The 21,191-nt window shown below is 56.7% G+C and carries 18 protein-coding genes and 1 riboswitch; of the genes, 16 read left to right on the forward strand and 2 right to left on the reverse strand.

Annotated features, from left to right (window positions below; translation table 11 throughout):
* Positions 1–39 precede the first annotated feature (39 nt).
* Together MED193_RS20315 and xseA are read left to right on the forward strand one after the other, a co-directional pair.
* Complete coding sequence (locus tag MED193_RS20315; RefSeq protein ID WP_157041434.1) at positions 40–651, forward strand: hypothetical protein; 612 nt, start codon at positions 40–42, stop codon at positions 649–651.
* Positions 652–744: 93 nt separating this feature from the next.
* Positions 745–2,184, forward strand: a complete 1,440-nt coding sequence (gene xseA, locus MED193_RS20320) for an exodeoxyribonuclease VII large subunit (RefSeq protein ID WP_009811661.1) — start codon at positions 745–747, stop codon at positions 2,182–2,184.
* Positions 2,185–2,211: 27 nt separating this feature from the next.
* On the opposite strand, the gene MED193_RS20325 is transcribed toward xseA, so the two are convergent.
* Positions 2,212–2,613, reverse strand: a complete 402-nt coding sequence (locus MED193_RS20325) for a hypothetical protein (protein ID WP_039966478.1) — start codon at positions 2,611–2,613, stop codon at positions 2,212–2,214.
* Between the two features lie 191 nt (positions 2,614–2,804).
* On the opposite strand from MED193_RS20325, the gene MED193_RS20330 reads away from it, so the two are divergent.
* The 4 genes from MED193_RS20330 (at position 2,805) to MED193_RS20345 (ending at position 6,269) form a co-directional block, all read left to right on the forward strand.
* Positions 2,805–3,452, forward strand: coding sequence for a lysoplasmalogenase (locus tag MED193_RS20330; RefSeq protein ID WP_039967119.1), 648 nt, complete (start codon positions 2,805–2,807; stop codon positions 3,450–3,452).
* 76 nt (positions 3,453–3,528) lie between these two features.
* Entirely contained in the window at positions 3,529–4,596 is a 1,068-nt protein-coding gene (gene ftsY / locus MED193_RS20335) for a signal recognition particle-docking protein FtsY (protein ID WP_009811664.1), read from the forward strand.
* Positions 4,597–4,699: 103 nt separating this feature from the next.
* The gene (locus MED193_RS20340; RefSeq protein ID WP_009811665.1) at positions 4,700–5,602 is read left to right on the forward strand and encodes a DMT family transporter; all 903 of its coding nucleotides are present in this window, start codon (positions 4,700–4,702) and stop codon (positions 5,600–5,602) included.
* Between the two features lie 46 nt (positions 5,603–5,648).
* Positions 5,649–6,269 (forward strand): inner membrane-spanning protein YciB, encoded by a 621-nt coding sequence (locus tag MED193_RS20345; protein ID WP_009811666.1) that lies wholly within the window; start codon positions 5,649–5,651, stop codon positions 6,267–6,269.
* Positions 6,270–6,300: 31 nt separating this feature from the next.
* On the opposite strand, the gene MED193_RS20350 is transcribed toward MED193_RS20345, so the two are convergent.
* Positions 6,301–6,999, reverse strand: coding sequence for a glutathione S-transferase family protein (locus MED193_RS20350; RefSeq protein ID WP_009811667.1), 699 nt, complete (start codon positions 6,997–6,999; stop codon positions 6,301–6,303).
* A gap of 168 nt (positions 7,000–7,167) precedes the next feature.
* Positions 7,168–7,244: riboswitch (SAM riboswitch) on the forward strand.
* Positions 7,245–7,303: 59 nt separating this feature from the next.
* Here MED193_RS20350 and metZ point away from each other — a divergent pair.
* From metZ to MED193_RS20400, 10 genes are all read left to right on the forward strand, one after another.
* Entirely contained in the window at positions 7,304–8,494 is a 1,191-nt protein-coding gene (gene metZ / locus MED193_RS20355) for an O-succinylhomoserine sulfhydrylase (protein WP_009811668.1), read from the forward strand.
* 155 nt (positions 8,495–8,649) lie between these two features.
* Complete coding sequence (gene folE2, locus MED193_RS20360) at positions 8,650–9,753, forward strand: GTP cyclohydrolase FolE2 (protein ID WP_009811669.1); 1,104 nt, start codon at positions 8,650–8,652, stop codon at positions 9,751–9,753.
* Positions 9,754–9,886: 133 nt separating this feature from the next.
* Positions 9,887–11,335 (forward strand): TrkH family potassium uptake protein, encoded by a 1,449-nt coding sequence (locus MED193_RS20365; RefSeq protein ID WP_009811670.1) that lies wholly within the window; start codon positions 9,887–9,889, stop codon positions 11,333–11,335.
* Between the two features lie 151 nt (positions 11,336–11,486).
* Positions 11,487–12,725: an aspartate kinase gene (locus tag MED193_RS20370; RefSeq protein WP_039966480.1), complete on the forward strand. Its 1,239-nt coding sequence runs from the start codon at positions 11,487–11,489 to the stop codon at positions 12,723–12,725.
* A 45-nt stretch (positions 12,726–12,770) separates the two neighbouring features.
* Positions 12,771–15,011 (forward strand): phosphoenolpyruvate--protein phosphotransferase, encoded by a 2,241-nt coding sequence (gene ptsP, locus MED193_RS20375; RefSeq protein WP_009811672.1) that lies wholly within the window; start codon positions 12,771–12,773, stop codon positions 15,009–15,011.
* A 633-nt stretch (positions 15,012–15,644) separates the two neighbouring features.
* Positions 15,645–17,939: a bifunctional salicylyl-CoA 5-hydroxylase/oxidoreductase gene (locus MED193_RS20380; protein WP_009811673.1), complete on the forward strand. Its 2,295-nt coding sequence runs from the start codon at positions 15,645–15,647 to the stop codon at positions 17,937–17,939.
* Positions 17,936–18,691, forward strand: a complete 756-nt coding sequence (locus tag MED193_RS20385; RefSeq protein ID WP_009811674.1) for an SDR family NAD(P)-dependent oxidoreductase — start codon at positions 17,936–17,938, stop codon at positions 18,689–18,691. Before MED193_RS20380 ends, MED193_RS20385 begins: the two co-directional genes overlap by 4 nt.
* Positions 18,688–19,149, forward strand: coding sequence for a MarR family winged helix-turn-helix transcriptional regulator (locus MED193_RS20390; protein WP_039966482.1), 462 nt, complete (start codon positions 18,688–18,690; stop codon positions 19,147–19,149). The genes MED193_RS20385 and MED193_RS20390 overlap by 4 nt, the downstream gene beginning before the upstream one ends.
* Complete coding sequence (locus MED193_RS20395) at positions 19,146–19,949, forward strand: enoyl-CoA hydratase family protein (RefSeq protein WP_009811676.1); 804 nt, start codon at positions 19,146–19,148, stop codon at positions 19,947–19,949. The genes MED193_RS20390 and MED193_RS20395 overlap by 4 nt, the downstream gene beginning before the upstream one ends.
* Before the next feature lie 81 nt (positions 19,950–20,030).
* A complete protein-coding gene (locus MED193_RS20400) occupies positions 20,031–21,191 on the forward strand; it encodes an acyl-CoA dehydrogenase family protein (protein WP_009811677.1) in 1,161 nt (386 codons plus the stop codon).

The raw sequence follows: 21,191 nt of genomic DNA on the forward strand, positions 1-21,191 counted from the left end.
AGCGGAAACAGGCAAGGGACGCATTTAGAGATGTCGCATTTGAGCAGACCCGATCTGTGGGAGCGGATTTCCCGATATGACTTTCCTACAGTTGACGGTGGATTGACCTTTGTCGACCTCTTGCGACGCGACACAAAATTCACGCGGAGCCTGGCTGAAGATGCCATTGATGAGTACCGGCGCTTTGCATATCTAACCCAGGTTGCGGATCAGCCACTTGTTCCCTCTTCTCGGGTAGATAAGGTTTGGCACCTGCACCTGACGCTTACGCGGGACTATTGGGAGCGCTTTTGTGGTGAGACCCTCGGGCGCAGGCTGCATCATACCCCAGGTCAGGGTGCGTTTTATGAGCATCCTGATTACGCGGTTACTCTGGCGTTGTACCGAAAAGAATTTGGCTTCTCGCCCCCCTATGATCACTGGCCCACTTCTGCGCGCAAGGCTCCGGATACCATTTTCTTAGCGTTCGCTTTGCTGGTGGGGCTGATTGGTTTGATTGCCAAGGAACCGATGGCGATTTATAGCGCCGCTGCGCTGGGGAGCGTTTTTGTTCTGACCTTCTGGGTGGAGCTGCCATTTATCAGAGTATTCGGTGTGGGAGCTGAGCACGAAATCGACGGGTCAAGTTGCAGTAGCTGCGGCGGGGATTGAGGTTTTCGAGTATTGGCCTCACCGTGCCGTAGCATTAAGATCTGCCGCGCAAAACAATAAGAACATGCAAGATATCGCTGGAGGCACACGCCCTTGTCCGACCTTTTTGATGATCCCCAGCCTGGCCAGAACGCGCCTGAATTCAGCGTTTCGGAACTATCCGGTGAGGTAAAACGCACGTTGGAGGGCACGTTTGGCCGCATTCGCGTGAGAGGCGAAGTGGGGCGGGTGTTCAAGGCACGTTCCGGCCATTTGTATTACGATATCAAGGATGATCGCTCGGTGCTGGCCTGCACTACCTGGAAGGGGCAGATCTCGAGCCTTTCAGTGGTGCCAGAAGAAGGCTTGGAAGTAGTTGTCACCGGGCGGCTTACAGCCTTTGGAGCGCAGTCGAAATACAACATGAATGTCGACGAGGTGGCCGTAGCAGGGCAGGGCGCCCTGATGGCCTTGCTGGAAAAGCGCAAGAAACAGCTCGAACTTGAGGGGTTGTTTGCGCCAGAGCGCAAGAAACCGCTGCCCTATCTGCCGCAAATCATTGGGGTTGTGACCTCTCCTTCAGGTGCGGTGATCCGCGATATCTTGCACCGCCTGCGGGAACGTTTCCCACGCAAAGTTCTGGTCTGGCCAGTGGCGGTGCAGGGGGCCAATTGTGCGCCCGAGGTTGCCCATGCCATTGAGGGCTTTAACAAAATGACCCCAGGCGGCGCGCTGCCGCGCCCGGATCTTATTATTGTTGCCCGCGGTGGCGGGGCAATCGAGGATCTGTGGGGTTTTAATGAAGAGGTGGTGGCGCGCGCCGCTGCGGCCTCTGATATTCCGCTGATCTCGGCGGTGGGCCACGAGACCGATACGACACTGATAGACTTTGTCTCTGACCGTCGCGCTCCGACCCCGACCGCGGCGGCGGAACTGGCAGTGCCTGTGCGGTTGGAACTTATGGCTTGGATTGAGGACCAGGGGGCGCGGTTGCTGCGCGGGACTGGCCAGGCGGTGCAGCAACGCCGCCAGCGGCTCAACGATCTGTCCCGCGCCATGCCGCGCGCTGAGAGCCTGTTGGAAAGCCCGCGCCAGCGTCTGGATCAGGCTGGCTACAACCTGCCGCGGGCGCTGATGTCTGCAGTGCAGCAGCGACATGTCAATCTGAGCAGGGCCTCTGCCGGATTGCGGCCCGCCGCCCTGAGAAACCTTGTGCAACGCCGTCGTGGGCAGTTCGAAACGGCCATTGCCAAGCTTTCTCCTTATCCGATTGCGCGGGAAATCAGCCGGCAAAAAGCGGATCTGGAAAAACTGACAGCCCGTATGGTCGCCGCACAGGGCGTGCGAATGGCCCGGCAGAGCCACCAGCTAGAGGCGGCTGGTCGCCAGCTTGAGATCCTCAGCTACAAGGCAACACTTTTGCGCGGCTATGCGGTGGTGCGGAGCGGCGCAGAGGTGATCACCACTCAAGCTCGGGCCGCAGCTGCACCCTCTCTGACAATCGAATTTGCTGATGGCAACCTGGATGTGGAAGCCAATGAAGCGGTAAAATAACCCGTTGGGGCATAGATCCTTGCAGACTTAAACTCCGACCTCTGGCCCCAGGCAGATCATTTCATCGTCGACATCACCGGATTCATAAAGTTCGGTGGCTTGCGGGTCATTCTGGAAGCGGGCGTTCAAGCCCTCTGGGGTGAGCATAAAGCTCCAGCATTGTGGCTGGCTGTTGTCCTCATAGACGAAACAGATTTGTCCGGCTTCCTCATACCAGATGCCTTCTTGGCAACGCCCGTCCAGAAAAGACCAGATAACACGACGCCCTGGTAAGTAGCGTTCCACCCCGTAGGCGGTGCCGTCAAAGCCGTAAAAGAGCGTTTTTCCTTGGGTGTAGCGGTCGAATTCTTCGGCCCCCATAGGTTCTATCGCCCGGCCTGTTTGCGGAAGGGACGTTAGGAAGGCCAAGAGAATCAACAACAGTCGCATGGATAGGACTGTGACAGAGCTGCGCTAACAGGCAAACCCCTTTGGCTTATAGGAGGCCAGAGCTGTAGCCTGGCTGTGCCCCGGCGCGTTTCCCTTGCTTCACCTAGGGTCACCTTTGACCCGCAGTGCCAAGCGGGGCAAGCATGGGTGAACACCAAGCCTATGATGGCGCTCAGAGGGGGGAATGGCAGATGACTGGCATCGGCATCTTGGAAACAGCGGCTTTTCTTGCGGCCCTGGCCTACCTAGGATTTACCGCCCGCCCGCCCAGCCTGCTGCGCAGTCTGCTCAAGACGGCATCTGTAGCCGTTCTTGCTCTTGCCGCGCTGATGCTTGGGGCGCCGATGTGGCTGATGCTGGGGCTTGCTCTTTGCGCCCTGGGGGATTTTTTACTTTCCTTGGATGGGGAACGGGCCTTTATGGGCGGAGTGGGTGCCTTTGCCCTTGGGCATTTGGCCTATGTGGTTCTGTTTCTAGGGCATCCCAGCAGTGATTTGAGCCAGATCTGGAACATGCCGGGCCTCGCGCTGGCCTGTGCCTTTGTTGTGTTGGGGCTGGTGATGGAGGGCATTCTCGCTCCGCGCGCTGGGGATCTGAAGGTCCCCGTTTTGCTCTATATACCGATCATTCTTGCCATGGGGGGCGCGGCCTTGAGCCTGAACAGCTCGGCGCTGATCTGGGTACTGCCTGCGGCATTGGCCTTTATCGCCTCAGATGTGATCCTTGCCTTTGAAACCTTTGTTATTGAAAAAGAGCACCCCATGCGTCGCTACACGCCATATTTGGTCTGGCCGCTCTATTGGGGGGCGCAGGCTGGGTTTTATCTGTCTTTTTCCTGATTGGCGCACTTCATCCGCTTTGCAACCGGGGGCAATCCGCATTAGGTGAAGGGGAAACCCTGTTGCGGAGGCCCTGATGGCGTTTTTCTCAAAGCTCAAGGAGCGCTTGTTCAAATCCTCGTCGAAACTGGACGAAGGGCTGGAGGCAATTGTAGACGAGGGCGGGGGTACTGAGCAGGCTGCTGCTGTTGAGACGCGGGTTATTGACGCGCCTCCTAGTGCAACGCAAACAGCACCAGCATCTGAGGCAGCACAACCGTCGGGTCTTCTGGGGCGCCTGGTCGGGCGCGGTGGCACAGCCGAGCAGCGTCGTACCTTGGATGACGATATGCTGGAGCAGCTGGAGGAGCTGCTGATTGCTGCCGATATGGGGGTGGATACTGCCCTGCGTGTGACCGCCAATATGGCCGAAGGCCGCTTGGGAAAGAAACTCTCTGCGCGCGAGATCAAGGAATTGCTGGCAGCTGAGGTGGCTCGGGTCATGGAGCATGTTGCCAAGCCAATGCCACTCTATGCCCATCGCCCGCAGGTGGTTCTGGTGGTCGGAGTGAATGGTTCCGGTAAGACCACGACGATTGGCAAACTTGCCAGCCAGTTCAAGGCCGCCGGAAAAAATGTGGTGATCGCCGCTGGGGACACTTTTCGCGCTGCTGCTGTTGAACAACTGCAGGTTTGGGGGGACCGTGCTGGGGTGCCGGTGCTGACCGCACCGGAAGGCTCTGATCCTGCCAGCCTCGCCTATGACGCCATGACCCGCGCCCAGGAAGAGGGCGCAGATCTGTTGATGATCGATACGGCAGGTCGCCTGCAGAACCGGGCGGATCTGATGGAGGAACTCTCCAAGATCATCCGTGTCATTCGTAAAAAGGACGAAACCGCGCCGCACAACACTCTGCTGGTGCTAGATGCCACCACCGGCCAGAACGCACTCAGCCAGGTTGAGACATTCCAGAAACTCGCGGATGTTTCAGGTCTAGTGATGACCAAACTGGATGGCACAGCAAAGGGAGGCGTTCTGGTGGCGCTGGCGGATAAATTTGCCCTGCCCATTCACGCCATCGGCGTCGGTGAACAGATCGACGATCTGGCGCCTTTCGATCCAGAAGAATTTGCCGCCGCTCTCACAGGGCTCGACCAATCTTGATTGGGCTGCCGCCTCGCTTTCATTTGGCCAAAAATATCCTACGGGGGTTTGGGGGTGGAAAATCCCCAATGCCCTGTACTCATAATCGAATCGAGCAACCCTGATGAGCGATTGGCTGATTTCTCTCGAAGGCACAGAAGCCGGCCATCAGGCCGCTTTGTTCCTGGCCCTGATGGCGGCTTTCCTTCATGCGGTCTTTGGCGCGCTGCAAAAGGGCAAGCATGATCCCTGGCTGTCGCGCGGCGCCATTGATGCCTCTTATGGGCTGATGGCGGCCCCCTTTGCGCTCTTTGTGGTGCCCTGGCCCGAGCCACATATGTGGGCGATCTTTGCCGTCGTCTGGGTGATTCATGTGGCCTACAAAGTTCTGCAGGCACTGGCCTATACCAAGGGCAGCTATACCGTGGTCTACCCGGTGGTGCGTGGCACTGGGCCGCTGTTTACGGTGATTGGCTCCTACTATCTGTTTGGCGAGGTCTTCACTTTGGTGCAATGGGCCGGCGTCGGGGTCTTGCTTTTGGGCATCTTTGGTCTTGCGGCCTATAATTACCGCTATCTGGAAACTCATCGTGAAACCCTGGGACTGGCGATGTTCCTGGCGCTTGTCACTGGGCTGTTTGTGGCGCTTTACACCACCTATGATGCCTACGGCATTCGCGCCACCGCAGATCCCTTTACCTTTCTGGCCTGGTTTTTCATGATCGACGGCCTGGCAATGCCGCCCTATGCCTATCTGCGCTGGCGCCGCATGGCAAAGAAACCCGATCTGGCGCCGCTGGCAATCAAGGGCATTTTTGGCGGACTTGTCGCTTTTGCCTCCTTTGGTGCGGTGATGCTTGCAACCCGGCTCGATAAGGTGGGTGAGGCCGCCGTTCTGCGCGAAACCTCCACCGTGTTTGCCGCGCTCATCGGCTGGCTGGTGCTGAAAGAAACCGTTGGTCCCCGCCGGGTTGCCTTGATGGCTTTGATCGCGCTGGGCGCCGTGATAGTGGAGATGGGCGGCTGATCCGCATCTCGCGCACCCAGTGCCATAATGACCTACAGGAGATCCCATGACGCGCGCCACAAGTGCATCCAAGAAGATCAACCCAACCCTCAAAATGGTGTTGGAGCTTGGCCCTGTCGTCCTGTTTTTTATCGGCTACATCAAGCTGCGCGAAGAGGTGTTTGTCATAGCTGGGCAGGATTACAAAGGCTTTATCGTCGTGACGGCAGCCTTCATCCCGCTGATGATACTGTCCACACTGGCGCTGTGGAAACTCACCGGTCATCTGTCAAAAATGCAGGTGGCGACGCTGATCCTGGTCGTCTTTATGGGCGGGCTGTCGGTCTGGCTCAATGATGAGCGGTTCTTCAAGATGAAACCAACCTTGATCTATCTGCTCTTTGGTGGGGCGTTGGGGGTTGGTTTGCTGCGCGGGCAAAGCTATCTGAAACTGGTTATGGAAGAGCTGATGCCGCTGGAGCATGAGGGTTGGATGATTCTCACGCGGCGCATCTGTCTGTTTTTCCTGGGTCTTGCCCTGGCTAACGAGCTGATCTGGCGCCTGACGACCACCGATACATGGGTCTATTTCAAAACCTTTGGCCTGCCGGTGGCGATGTTTGCCTTTTTCATGTTCCAGGGGAAAGTGTTCCAGGAACACGGCCTGCCGGACGAGGATGAGGCATAATCAGCCTTTGAAAAACCCAAGGCAGGTCGGGCTACTCCCGGGATGCGTGGTTGCCAAAAATGACCTGTTGCGCGCGGCTGTCTGAACGGTCGCCGCGCCGCGAGGCTTCCAGGCTGCGTCCTGCGAGCACACCGGGACGCTCCCAGAGAAGGTCCAGCCAGCGCGCCATATGAGGTTTGTCCTCCAGGGACTGTTCTTGCCCCTCCCAGAGCGAAGCCCAGGGCCAGATCGCCATATCTGCAATGGTCATTCTGTCGCCCGCCACATATTCGTTCTTTGCCAGTTGCCGGTCTAAAACCCCGTAAAGCCGCGCCACTTCGGCACGGTAGCGATCCTTGGCATAGGGAATAGGATCGGGGGCATATTTCAGGAAATGATGCGCCTGACCGGCCATCGGCCCCAGCCCGCCCATCTGCCACATCAACCATTGATCCACCACCAGCCGCTGGCGCTCGGTTTCGCCATAGAATTGCCCCGTCTTGCGCGCCAGATATTGTAAAATCGCGCCGCTCTCAAACAGAGAGACAGCCGTGCCACCCGGGCCATCTGGATCGACAATCGCAGGCATACGGTTGTTGGGGGCAATCTTCAGGAAATCCGGGGCAAACTGATCCCCCGCGGAAATGTCAATCAGATTGACCTCATAGGGCAGGGCCATTTCCTCAAGCGCGATTGAGATTTTCCAACCGTTTGGCGTCGGCCAGTAATATAGCGCGATGGGATCTTGCATGATCGCCCCTTTGTAAAACCTGTGGGAAACACCCTTTGCGCGATAACAGCATGGGGGCCAAGGTCAAACAAGCCTGCGATGAAACGTGATTGATCACAGGCCAGTGATTGCCAGCGAATGGCGCCCGAAACTCTTGACTGAGCGTTCTAACCGGCGTATCGGAATGCGCATCAACACCGTGGCGATTTGTAACCGGATTGCGGGCCACGTTAAATATCCGCTAAAGAGGTCAGGATGTGAAGGACCCCCTTTCGCTTGGCCGAACGGGGGTTTTTTGTTGCGCGATGAGCGCGGAGGACATGAGATGAGTGAGAACTGGAACAACCGCACAAAGCTGGTGCATGGGGGTACACGCCGCAGCCAGTATAATGAGGTGAGCGAAGCGATTTTCCTCACCCAGGGGTTTGTTTACGACAGCGCCGAACAGGCCGAGGCCAGGTTCCTTGAGACCGGTCCGGATGAGTTTATTTATGCGCGCTACGGCAATCCCACTGTGGCGATGTTCGAAGAGCGTATCGCACTATTGGAAGGGGCCGAAGACGCCTTTGCCACGGCTTCTGGCATGGCGGCTGTCAGCGGCGCGCTGACCTCACTGCTCAAGGCGGGCGATCACGTGGTGTCAGCCAAGGCGCTGTTTGGGTCTTGTCTCTATATCCTGGAAAATATTCTTACCCGTTACGGGGTAGAAGTGACTTTTGTCGATGGCACCGATCTGGATCAGTGGCGCGCGGCGGTACGGCCGGATACAAAGGCGGTGTTCTTTGAAAGCATGTCGAACCCGACGCTGGAAGTTATCGATATCACGGCGGTTGCCGCCATCGCCCATTCGGTCGGTGCTATGGTTGTGGTCGATAATGTTTTCTCCACCCCGGTATTTTCCAAGGCGATCGCGCAGGGCGCTGATGTTGTGGTCTACTCAGCGACCAAACACATTGATGGTCAGGGCCGGGTGCTCGGGGGCGTGGTTCTGGGCAGTAAGGACTTTATCCGTGGTACCCTTGAACCCTACATGAAACACACTGGCGGCTCGCTCAGCCCGTTTAGCGCCTGGACCCTGCTCAAGGGACTGGAGACGATTGACCTACGGGTCAAAGCACAAGCGCAGAGCGCATTGTTAATTGCGCAGGCTTTCGATGGCCACGCCGCGCTGAACCGCACAATCTATCCAGGTCTTGAAACCCATGCCCAAAATGCGCTGGTGCAAAGCCAGCTGGGGGGCGCAGGCGGAACTGTGCTGTCGCTGGATCTCAAGGGCGGCAAGCAGGCGGCTTTCCGCTTCCTCAATGCGCTGACCATTCCGGTGATCTCCAATAATCTTGGTGATGCCAAATCCATCGCCACACACCCGGCAACCACGACCCACCAGCGTCTGCCCGATGAGCAGAAGGCTGCCCTGGGGATCACCCCCGGTCTGGTTCGGTTCTCGGTTGGTTTGGAAGACAGCGATGACCTGATTGCGGATCTGGAACAGGCTTTGGCTGCCTCCCAGGGCTAAGCCGGTCCTGGGCTCTTGCCCCGGATTTGAGGCGTAAGTCCGATCCGGGGGGGAATCTGACGTATTTGACTGATCCGTTTTGAGTTTTGGGCCGTATAGGTCTAAACAGTAAAACGCAGCCCTCACTGGGCGGCGCCAACGGAGTGCATTTTGCTATGAATATCCAAACGCGTGATCTGTCCGAGGCTCCCGATCGTCATGCCGCCGAAACGGCACTGGCGCTGCTGCGGCAATGGGCCGAAGCCGCCGACCCCAGTGAGGTGGCGCAACTGGACCCAGCAATTGCACGTCTGTTGCCTGGTCGCGAGCTGGGCAACTACCCGGAGCTATCGCGCGATTACCCAGAGGAATTTGTGTCTGATGCGGCCTACCGGGCTACGCTGCCAGATCTTCAGAACGGGCCTGCAAGTCTTATTCGCGGTGCCAAAGAGCAGATCCAGCACGTGGGCATTTCTAACTTTCGGCTGCCAATCCGGTTTCACAGCCGTGACGGGCATGACCAGACCTTAGAGACCAGTATCACCGGTTCAGTCAGCCTAGAGGCGGACAAAAAGGGCATCAACATGTCCCGGATTATGCGCTCCTTTTATAAACACGCTGAAAAAACCTTTAGTTTCGAGGTAATGGAATCTGCATTGAGTGACTACCTCACCGATCTGGAGAGCATGGATGCGCGATTGCAGATGCGGTTTTCGTTTCCGGTGCGGATTGAAAGCCTGCGTTCTGGTCTGTCTGGCTATCAGTACTACGACATCGCGCTGGAGTTGGTTCAATCCGAGGGGCAGCGCCACAAGGTGATTCATCTGGACTATGTTTATTCGTCGACCTGCCCATGTTCGCTAGAGCTGAGCGAACATGCCCGCAAAGCACGGGGGCAACTGGCCACGCCGCATTCGCAGCGATCCGTTGCGCGGCTTTCGGTTTCGGTCGACCCCGATGGCGAATGCCTGTGGTTTGAAGATCTGATTGAGCACTGCCGCAGGGCCGTGCCGACAGAGACACAGGTGATGGTCAAGCGTGAGGATGAACAGGCCTTTGCGGAGCTGAACGCTGCCAATCCGATTTTTGTCGAAGATGCAGCACGGCTGTTCTGTGAAGCCTTGCAGAATGACGCCCGAATCAAAGATTTTCGTGTTGTTGCCAGCCATCAGGAAAGCCTGCATAGCCATGATGCCATCAGCATTCTGACTCAAGGGCCACTTTTTGCCAACAAGAGCCTGGACCCACGTTTGTTCTCTTCTTTGATCCATCAGGGCTGAGAAAGGCAGAGATTGCCGACCGGGGACGGGGCCCAAGGGGAACAGCTAAAGCGTTGTGTACTGAGCACGACGCGATTGCCGGGCGCGGGCTTTGGCTTGACAGTTTCGACTAGGAGGTCCAACGCTCACCCTCATGTTGGACCTTCGACCCGTTGGATATGTGATCGGCCTTCTGGTCGTGATTCTGGGCGCCATGATGGTGTTTCCCTTCCTCGCTGACCTTATCGAGGGGCGGGGCGCGTGGCCTGTGTTTTTGGAAAGCGGTATTATAACCATGCTAGGTGGGGCGCTTTTGGCGCTGAGCTGTGGCAGTGGAAACCACGAGGGGCTGTCGATCCAGCAGACTTTCTTGTTGACCACCCTTGTCTGGGTTGCGTTGCCTATTTTTGGCGCTTTGCCTCTTATGCTGGGGGCCACTGATCTCAGCTTTACAGACGCGTTTTTCGAAGCCATGTCCGGTCTGACTACGACCGGGTCAACGGTGATTTCAGGGCTGGATGAGCTGCCAAAGGGACTGCTGTTGTGGCGTGGAATCCTGCAATGGCTCGGCGGGATCGGGATCATTGTCGTCGCGATGGTCTTTCTGCCAGAGCTGCGGGTTGGCGGCATGCAGATCTTTAAGTCAGAGAGCTTTGATACTTTTGGTAAAATTTTGCCCCGTGCCCAGGCGATCGCAAAGCAGATCGCGCTGATCTATCTTGGTCTGACGGCCATCTGCATGCTGGTCTATATCGCCCTGGGCATGGGTGGGTTTGATGCCTTGGTACATGCCATGACCACTATGTCTACGGGTGGGTTTTCCAACTATGATGCGTCATTTGGGGCCTTTTCGGGGGCCGCAGAATATGCGGCCTCGATTTTTATGATCTGCGCTGCCTTGCCGTTTGTGCGTTACGTGCAGCTGGTAAACGGTAAGGCGACACCGCTGTTCCACGATAGCCAAATTCGGGTATTTCTCGGGACGATTCTGGTTCTTGTTCTGGTAACTTCGGGCGTCCTGGTCACTGTTTTTCCGCACCACCCTGAGCAAGCTGTTCGCGAGGCGCTGTTTAATATTACCTCGATCATCTCTGGTACCGGATACGCTAGCGTCGACTATATGGAGTGGGGAAGTTTCCTCATCATGGTGTTCTTCTTTATTGGTCTGATTGGCGGCTGCGCGGGTTCAACCGCCTGCTCGATCAAGATCTTTCGCTATCAGCTGCTCTTTGCCTCAATCCGGGTGCAGATCCAGCGAATCCGCTCGCCGAATGGAATCTTTGTGCCCCGGTTTGATGGCCGCCCCGTGGGCCCGGACGTGCTAAGTTCGGTGATTTCCTTTTTCATGTTCTTTATTGTTACGATGGGGATTGTGGCCTGGGCGCTGGCGCTGACAGGTTTGGATTTTATCACCGCTATATCTGGCGCCGCTACGGCGGTGGCCAATGTCGGGCCGGGGCTGGGAGACATTATCGGGCCAGCCGGAAACTTTTCCTCACTGAATGATGCCGCCAAATGGATCCTGAGCAGTGCGATGTTGATTGGGCGGCTGGAGTTGATGGCGGTCTTTGCTATTCTCACAATCCGGTTTTGGCGCGCCTAAGTGCCGCCTGGGCGGGCGGTTTCACGGCTGCGGCAGATCGTCTGCCTGTGGCATATCGGGTGTATCGCTACAATCCCTAGTCTTGCCCTCTAATCCGCTTCCGCCTATGAGGCTGTGATCGGAAACAGCGAGCGCACGGAGACTTTTGCCCATGCCCGTTCTAGTAATGAAGTTCGGCGGCACATCCGTCGCCAATCTCGACCGGATCCGCCGCGCCGCCAAGCGTGTCGGCGTTGAAGTGGCCAAGGGCTATGATGTCATCGTCATTGTCTCTGCCATGTCCGGTAAGACCAATGAATTGGTTGGCTGGGTCAATGAGACCTCGCCAATGTTTGATGCCCGTGAATATGACGCGGTGGTCTCTTCGGGGGAAAACATCACCGCCGGGCTGATGGCGCTGACACTGCAGGAAATGGATGTGCCTGCGCGCAGCTGGCAAGGCTGGCAAGTGCCGCTGAAAACCACCAGCGCCCATAGCCAGGCCCGGATCGAAGAGATCCCACCGGAAAACATTAATGCAAAGTTTTCTGAGGGCATGCGTGTCGCAGTGGTGGCTGGTTTCCAGGGGATTAGTCCCGAGGGTCGGATCACCACATTGGGACGCGGTGGATCTGATACCACTGCTGTGGCTTTTGCGGCGGCCTTTGATGCCGAACGCTGTGATATCTACACAGATGTGGACGGGGTTTATACCACAGATCCGCGCATCTGTGACAAGGCGCGCAAGCTTGACAAAATCGCCTTTGAAGAAATGCTGGAATTGGCCTCACTTGGGGCAAAGGTATTGCAGACCCGCTCGGTTGAGCTGGCGATGCGGTATAAGGTGAAACTGCGCGTTCTCTCTAGCTTTGAAGAACAATCCGACGAGGCCGGAACACTGGTCTGCGACGAGGAGGAAATCATGGAATCCAATGTAGTGGCTGGTGTGGCCTATTCCCGCGATGAAGCCAAGATGACCTTGATGTCGGTTGCTGACCGGCCCGGCATTGCAGCGATCATCTTTAATGCGCTCTCTGACGGAGGGGTGAATGTTGATATGATCGTGCAAAACATCTCGGAAGATGGCCGTACGGACATGACATTTTCTTGCCCCACCGATCAGGTGGCTCGCGCCGAGAAAGCACTCCTGGCGATCAAGGACGCAGGCGAGCTGAACTACGCCGAGTTAGTGGCTGATGTTGAGGTCGCGAAGGTCTCTGTGGTTGGGATCGGGATGCGCTCCCAATCGGGTGTAGCTGCGAAAATGTTCAAGGTGCTCTCGGATGAGGGTATTAACATCAAGGTCATTACAACCTCAGAGATTAAGATTTCCGTGCTTGTCGACCGAAAATACATGGAACTTGCGGTGCAAGCACTGCATGATGCCTTTGAATTGGATAAGGCAGCCTGATAACTTTGGGCTGCCTGCCACAAAAAGAATATGTGAACAGGGCCCATGGTCGAATCTACTGAATCTGAAAGTCGCAAGCTGCTTGGCCGCCTGCGAGAGGCTATGGCCGGGGAAGATCCTGGCCAGGCCCGCCTGGACAAGATCACGCATCTGATCGGTGACAGTATCGGGACTGAGGTTTGCTCGGTCTATCTGTTTCGCGATGATGAGACGCTGGAGCTGTGTGCAAGCGAAGGGTTGAACGTCGAATCCGTGCACCAGACCCGGATGCGGATCGGCGAAGGCCTGGTGGGGCGTGTGGCTAAGTTTGGCAAGGTGATCAATACGCCAGATGCACCAAACGCCAAGGGCTTTCGCTATATGCCTGAAACAGGCGAAGAACGTTTTTCGTCTTTTCTAGGTATTCCAATCCAACGGCTTGGCGAAATGCTGGGTGTTCTGGTTGTTCAGTCCAAAGACGCGCGCGAGTTTTCAGCCGATGCGGTCTACGCCCTAGAAGTGGTGGCTATGGTCATTGCGGAAATGACCGAGCTTGGCGCCTTTGTTGGCGATGAGCCTGGCCTGTCGCCACTGCACCAACAGCCTGTTCTGTTGCCCGGAACTGCTGCTCAGGAAGGCGCTGCTGAAGGGCATGTCTGGCTGCACGAACCCCGCGTGCTGGTGACCAATCCAATTGCGGATGATCCTGAAAAAGAGCTGGAGCGTCTCACCGAGGCGGTCGAGCAGTTGCGCGTGGGCGTCGACAAGATGCTTGAGATCTCGCAGAACGGAGATAAAGAGCAGCTACAGGTTCTTGAGGCCTATCGGATGTTTGCCAATTCCAAGGGCTGGATGCGGCGCATGGAAGAAGATATCTCTCGCGGTCTCAGCGCCGAAGCCGCAGTAGAGAAAGAGCAGTCTCAGGCCCGTGCGCGTTTGTCTCAAGTGCAGGACGCATATTTGCGGGAACGGTTGAGCGATCTGGACGATTTGTCGAACCGGTTGTTGCGCATTCTGACCGGGCAGGGGGCTGAAACCGGCGCTGAACTGCCGGACGATCCTATCCTGGTTGCGCGCAATATCGGGCCCGCTGAATTGCTGGAATATGGCCGAAACCTCAGAGGTATCGTGCTGGAGGAGGGCTCTGTTGGCTCTCATGCAGCCATAGTGGCCCGCGCCCTGGCGATTCCTTTGGTGGTGAATGCCAAACGCATCAGGAATGAAGCCCTAAACGGCGATCATATCATGGTGGACGGAGAGCAAGGCGTGGTGCATCTGCGTCCTGACGACAGTGTCGTGAGTGCTTTTCGTGACAAGATTGCCATGTTGGCACAGGCGCAAGAACGCTACGTCTCCATCCGTGACAAGGCGGCTGTGACCCAGGATGGCCACAGGATAAATTTGGTCATGAATGCCGGCCTGATGGCCGATCTTCCCTCGCTGGAGAATTCAGGTGCCGAAGGCGTGGGTCTGTTTCGGACTGAACTTCAGTTTTTGGTGCGCAACCAAATGCCCCGTCGTTCTGAGCTGGTCACCCTGTATAAACGCGTGTTGGATTCCGCGCAGGGGAAGAGGGTTGTATTTCGAACTTTGGATATTGGTTCAGACAAAGTTCTGCCCTACATGAAGCCAAATGACGAACCAAACCCGGCTTTGGGCTGGCGCGCTATTCGGGTAGGCTTGGACAAACCTGGGATGATGCGGATGCAGTTACAGGCGCTGATACGGGCTGCAGAAGGGCGTCCACTGACAGTGATGTTCCCCTTTGTTGCGCAGGCTGAAGAATTCCGCGCTGCGCGTAACGAGGTGAACAAGACGCTGGAGCGGGAGCGTATCCTGGGTCACGCCTTGCCAGAGAGCCTGGAAATCGGCGCTATGCTAGAGACTCCGTCCCTCGCCTTCGCCCCGCAAAAGTTTTTTGATGAGGTCGACTTTATCTCGATTGGTGGCAACGATCTGAAGCAGTTCTTCTTTGCTGCAGACCGAGAGAACGAACGGGTGCGCAAGCGCTATGATAGCCTCAATGTCAGCTTCCTCACATTTATTGACCAAATTGTAGAGCGCTGTGCGACATCCAGCACCCCGCTCAGCTTCTGCGGCGAAGATGCAGGGCGCCCGATTGAGGCCGCCTGTCTTGCCGCTATGGGCTTGCGGACACTGTCGATGCGGCCCGCTTCAATTGGGCCTGTTAAGTCTTTGTTAATGCGGATTAACCTTGGTGACTTGAGGAAGGTCATCTTTGAGTCACGGCATCGAGGCGATCAGTCCGTTCGCGAGGCGGTCATGCGCTACCTGCGCGAGATCTAATTGGTCGCGCAGGGGCGCGGGGCTTTCTTGTCAATTCTGTTTGTCTGCTGTCGTTTTTCTGACGTCAGCCGCAGGCACTCGTCCGGAGAGCAACTTCAACGTATCGCCAGGGCGGAAAGCCCCCTTATTGGGGGGGAGAGGTGCAATTTATTCAGAAATATTGATTGTCCTATATCGTTAAAAATGGACAAAAATGAGGAAAAATTAGAGGATAATTTCCAAATATCAACTTTTTTACTAGTTTTGGAGGTCTTGAGCAGATTGCGAAGGGCAGCACGGTTTGGGATGGCACTAAAAGCTGAGTTTTCTGGCGTGTTTCGTGAGCTAGAGTTAAAGAATTCACAGTCCTTTTGTTGGTCCAAAAATTTTTTGCAATGCTAATCCACAAGTTTATCCACATAAGTGTGAGGGTTAATGTATTGTTAACCAACATGAATGTGGCTTTTCCTAGATGCAGGAGTGGCAGGTCCTAACAGAGGGGGCTCTTGGGCGTAGGGCTTGCGTAGGGCACATCAATCCGGCGCGTGCCATGGGGGAGTATGCATAAATCTTCAAGTATGAAACTTTAAGCTTGAAGTTTTTTACTGCTGACCTATCCTGATCCTATCTTTTGATTTCAGGGAAGAATGGGTCATGAAAGTCGCATGTTTGGGAGGGGGGCCTGCGGGGCTCTATTTTGCAATCTCGCTGAAGCTGCGGCAGCCCGAGGCTGAGGTCACCGTATTTGAGCAAAATAAGGCGGATGACACCTTTGGTTGGGGGGTGGTGCTGTCGGATGATGCACTGGACAATCTAAGCCAGAATGATCCTGAATCTGCCCGGGCGATCAAAGAGAGCTTTGCCTATTGGGACGATATTGCGGTGGTGCAAGAGGGCGTGAGGACCGTCTCTCAAGGACATGGTTTTGCAGGCATCGGCCGCAAGAGATTGCTGTTGATCCTGCAAGAACGCGCACGGGCGCTTGGAGTTGATCTGCAGTTCGAAACCCGCACAAAACCTGCATCCGCCTACCAAAAAGATTACGATGTCGTGGTGGGGTGTGACGGGCTGAACTCTGCGGTTCGCAACGAATTTGCCGATCACTTCAAACCCAATATCGATGTGCGCCCCTGCAAATTTATCTGGCTTGGCACGCATCAGAAGTTTGATGATGCGTTTACCTTTGTATTTGAAAAAACCAAACATGGCTGGGTCTGGATCCATGCCTATCAATTCGACGATGATACCGCTACCGTGATTGTTGAATGCTCTGGCGAGACTTGGGATCGCTGGGGGTTCGAAGATATGTCCAAGGAGGAGATCATTCGTACCTGCGAAGAGATCTTTGCCGATCATTTAGGCGGTCATGCCCTGATGTCCAATGCTGATCACCTTCGAGGCTCGGCGGTTTGGATCAACTTCCCGCGGGTGCTCTGTGACAAGTGGCACCACGAAAACGTTGTGCTGCTGGGCGACGCCTCGGCCACCGCGCATTTCTCAATTGGTTCTGGATCCAGGTTGGCCTTTGACAGTGCCATTGCCCTGGCAGAGCTGATTTCTACCGAACAGAGCCTGGAGCGGGCCTTTGAACGCTATCAGGACGAGCGCCGCCTGGATGTGCTGCGCCTGCAGTCTGCGGCGCGCAATTCGCTGGAGTGGTTTGAAGACGTTGAGCGCTATCTTGGCATGGACCCCGTGCAGTTCAATTATTCTCTTCTTACCCGCAGCCAAAGAATCTCACATGAAAATCTGCGCTTGCGCGATCCAAACTGGCTGAAATCGGCAGAAAAGTGGTTTCAGGAAAGTTCCGGAGCGCCAGATGGTGCGCCAGTACGCCCGCCAATGTTTGCGCCCTATCATCTGCGTGGCATGGCGTTGAAAAATCGCATCGTGGTCTCTCCGATGGCACAGTATAAGGCGGTTGATGGCTGTCCGACGGATTGGCATCTGATCCATTATGGCGAACGCGCTAAGGGCGGCGCCGGGCTTGTCTACACCGAAATGACCTGCGTCAGCCCCTCGGGCCGGATCACCCCCGGATGCCCTGGTCTCTACGCGCCGGAGCATGAAGCCGCCTGGACGCGTTTGGTGGACTTTGTGCATCAAGAGACCGATGCCAAGATCTGCTGCCAGATCGGTCATTCGGGGCGCAAGGGGTCCACACAAGTCGGCTGGGAGGAGATGGACGCGCCGCTGGCGGCGGGCAACTGGGATCTGGTTTCGGCTTCCGCTCTGTCCTGGTCGCCAAACAATGCGGAGCCGCGCGAGATCACCCCGGCGGAAATGCAACAAATTAAGGGGGAGTTTGTCGCCTCAGTTGAAATGGCTGCGCGCTGTAGATTTGACATGATCGAACTCCATGCTGCACATGGCTATCTAATTTCATCCTTCATCTCGCCTAAATCGAACATTCGGACGGATTCCTATGGTGGCTCGCTCGACAATAGGTTGCGCTACCCGCTAGAGGTCTTTGCTGCCATGCGGGCAGCTTGGCCTGCGGATAAGCCTATGTCGGTGCGGATCTCGGCCACGGATTGGCTGGGTGAGGGGGGCGTCACACCCGAAGAGGCGGTAGAGATTGCCCGCGCCTTCTCACAGGCGGGCGTGGATATCATTGATGTTTCTGCAGGCCAGACCTCAATCGAAGGTCAGCCGGTCTACGGCCGCATGTTTCAGACGCCTTTCTCCGATCGCATTCGCAACGAAGCGGGGCTGGCAACCATGGCAGTCGGCAATATCTATGAGGCGGATCACGCCAATTCTATCCTGATGGCGGGGCGCGCAGATCTGGTCTGCGTAGGGCGCCCACATCTGGCAGATCCTTATTGGACTTTGCATGAGGCCACTAAGATCGGTGATCGGTTTGGTGGCTGGCCCTTGCCCTATGAGGCAGGACGCGACCAGGCTTGGCGGCTTGCGGATCGCGACGCAGAAGTGATCCGGGCATGAACTTTCAGGGCAAACACGTTGTAATCACTGGCGGTGGCTCGGGTCTTGGGGCGGAATTGGCCCGTCAGTTTGCGGCAAAAGAGGCCCATGTGACCATCCTTGGCCGTCGCATGGAAGCCTTGCAGGAGGTTGCCGACGAAACTGGTGCCTTGCCGCTCTCATGTGATGTGACGCAGCGCGACAGCTTGGATCTCGCAGTGTCGAAAGCCATCGCTGAACAGGGCGCGGTGGATATTGCCCTTGCCAATGCCGGCGCGGCACCCTCCAAAGCCTTTGAGCAGATGGACGAGGCGGATTTTACGGATGCTTTGGGCGTCAACCTGCTGGGGGTGTTTAACCTTTGGCAGGCCTGCCTGCCGGGAATGAAAGCGCTGGGTTGGGGGCGGTTGATCGCTGTTGCCTCCACCGCTGGCCTGAAAGGATACCCCTATGTGTCCGGCTATTGCGCGGCAAAACACGGGGTGGTGGGTCTCACGCGGGCCTTGGCGGTTGAGTTGGCAAAATCTGGGGTGACTGTGAATGCGCTTTGCCCTGGATTTATCGAGACGCCACTGTTGGAGGAGTCACTGGATCTGATCGTGGCAAAAACCGGCATGTCGCGAGAGCAGGCGGCCAAGTCTTTGCGCCGTGGAAATCCCCAAGACCGGTTCATCCAACCAAGCGAGGTCGCAGAAGCTGCGCTTTGGCTGGCGAGTGAGGCTTCCGGATCTGTGAACGGCAGCGCATTGCCTATTTCTGGAGGTGAAATTTGACGGATACGGAGAGTTCGAAGGATCGGTTGCGGCTTTGGCTGCGTTTGCTCAAGGCGACACGCAGTGTGGAAAGTGCCCTGCGTGAGAACCTGCGGCAAGATTTTGCGACAACCTTGCCCCGGTTCGATGTAATGGCAGCCCTGTCTCGGCACGAGCAGGGGCTCAAGATGAGCGAATTGTCGAGCGTGCTTAAAGTCTCCAATGGGAATGTGACCGGAATTGTGGAGCGCCTGGTCGAGGATGGCCATGTGTTGCGTGAAAAGGTCCCTGGAGATCGCCGGGCCAGCCGGGTGCGGCTGACCCCAGAAGGGGTGGCAGAATTTTCCCGACAAGCCGAGGCGCACGAGGGCTGGATAGATGAGATTTTTGCTGCGGTAGCCCCAGAGGCCGCCCAGGGCATAAGCGAGGCGCTGGATGCAGTGGCGCAGCAATTGGAAGACAGGGAGAGCACGCAATGACGCAGATCGACACCAAGCATTTTCTTTGTCGGGTGGAGGACGGCATCGCGACCGTTTTCCTGGACCGACCAGAACGCAAGAACCCGCTGACCTTTGAAAGCTACGGCGAGTTGCGCGATTGGTTTCGGGATCTGCACTATGACGATACGGTGAAGGCTGTGGTCTTTGCTTCTAACGGTGGGAACTTCAGCTCAGGCGGTGATGTGCATGATATCATTGGCCCGCTGACCAAAATGAGCATGAAGGAGTTGCTCGCATTTACCCGCATGACCGGCGATTTGGTTAAGGCGATTGTCAATTGCGGCAAGCCAGTCATTGCGGCGATTGATGGCATTTGTGTTGGTGCAGGTGCGATTATCGCCATGGCCTCGGATCTGCGTATTGCCACGCCTGAGGCAAAGACGGCCTTTCTGTTTACGCGTGTTGGCCTTGCCGGCTGTGACATGGGAGCCTGTGCGATCCTGCCCCGCATCATCGGACAGGGGCGCGCGGCAGAGCTGCTTTATACGGGCCGCTCAATGAGTGCAGAAGAGGGCGCAGCCTGGGGCTTTCATAACAAGTTGGTTGCCGCCTCAGATCTCGAGGCAGAGGCCCATGCCCTGGCGGAGCGTATCGCCGCGGGGCCGAACTTTGGCAATATGATGACCAAGACCATGTTGGCGCAGGAATGGTCGATGTCGATTGAACAGGCCATTGAGGCCGAAGCGCAGGCCCAGGCGATCTGTATGCAGACGGCCGATTTTGAGCGTGCCTATCATGCCTTTGTGAACAAGGAAAAACCGGTTTTTGAAGGTGATTAAGCTGATAAGGAGCCGCTTGGGGCGGGGCTGGGATGCCTCCGGCGGGAATATTTTTGGAAAGATGAAACTGTGAGGTGACAGATGGCGGACCGGACCTTTTTGAGCTGGCCATTCTTTGAGGATCGGCACCGGGAACTCGCCCGGGAGCTGGATCGCTGGGCCGACCAGACGCTGGGACATATCGATCACGCGGATGTCGATGGGGCCTGCCGCAACCTGGTTGCCGCTTTGGGAGAGGCCGGATGGGCGCAGCACAGTGGTGCGATGGCGGGCGAGAGTCTGGATGTGCGCACGCTCTGCCTGATCCGGGAGACATTGGCACGCCATGATGGGCTGGCTGATTTTGCCTTTGCCATGCAGGGGCTGGGAACCGGAGCGATCTCGTTGTTTGGTACCGAAGCTCAGCAGGCGGAGTGGCTGCCTTTGACCCGCAGTGGCAAGGCTATTTCCGCTTTTGCGCTCACTGAACCGCGCTCAGGCTCAGATGTGGCCAATTCCACTATGACGGCCACTTTGGACGGCGAAGACTACGTGTTGAATGGGGAAAAAACCTGGATTTCCAACGGCGGCATTGCCGATGTTTACACCCTGTTTGCACGCACCGGGGAGGGGCCAGGGGCCAAAGGCTTGTCTGCCTTTATTGTGCCGGCTGGGTTGCCAGGGTTTGAGGTGGTGGCGCGCCAGCAGGTGATTGCGCCGCATCCTTTGGCGACATTGCAATTTAGCGATTGCCGCATTCCCAAATCGGCGCTTTTGGGCCAACCCGGCGGTGGCTTTAAGATTGCGATGTCGGTACTTGATGTCTTTAGATCAACAGTGGCGGCGGCCGCACTTGGCTTTGCCCGCCGTGCTTTGGATGAAGCGCTGCACAGGGTCTCTACCCGTCAGGTGCAGGGGGCGCCGCTGTTTGATCTGCAGATGGTACAGGGGCACATTGCGGATATGGCGCTGGACGTTGATGCGGCGGCTCTGTTGGTCTATCGCGCAGCCTGGGCCAAAGATAGCGGCGCCATGCGTGTTACCCGCGAGGCGGCCATGGCCAAGTTGTTTTCCACTGACCAAGCGCAGCAGGTTATCGACAAAGCTGTGCAGTTACATGGCGGCGACGGAGTGCGGCATGGGCAAAAGGTCGAAGAGTTATACCGTGATATCAGGGCTTTGCGTATCTATGAGGGGGCCTCGGATGTGCAGCGGGTGGTGATTGCCCGCCAGACCCTTGGCGCGTTTGAAGGAGGGAAGTGA

Source organism: Roseobacter sp. MED193, assembly GCF_000152965.1.
Taxonomy (GTDB): Bacteria; Pseudomonadota; Alphaproteobacteria; order Rhodobacterales; family Rhodobacteraceae; genus Pseudophaeobacter.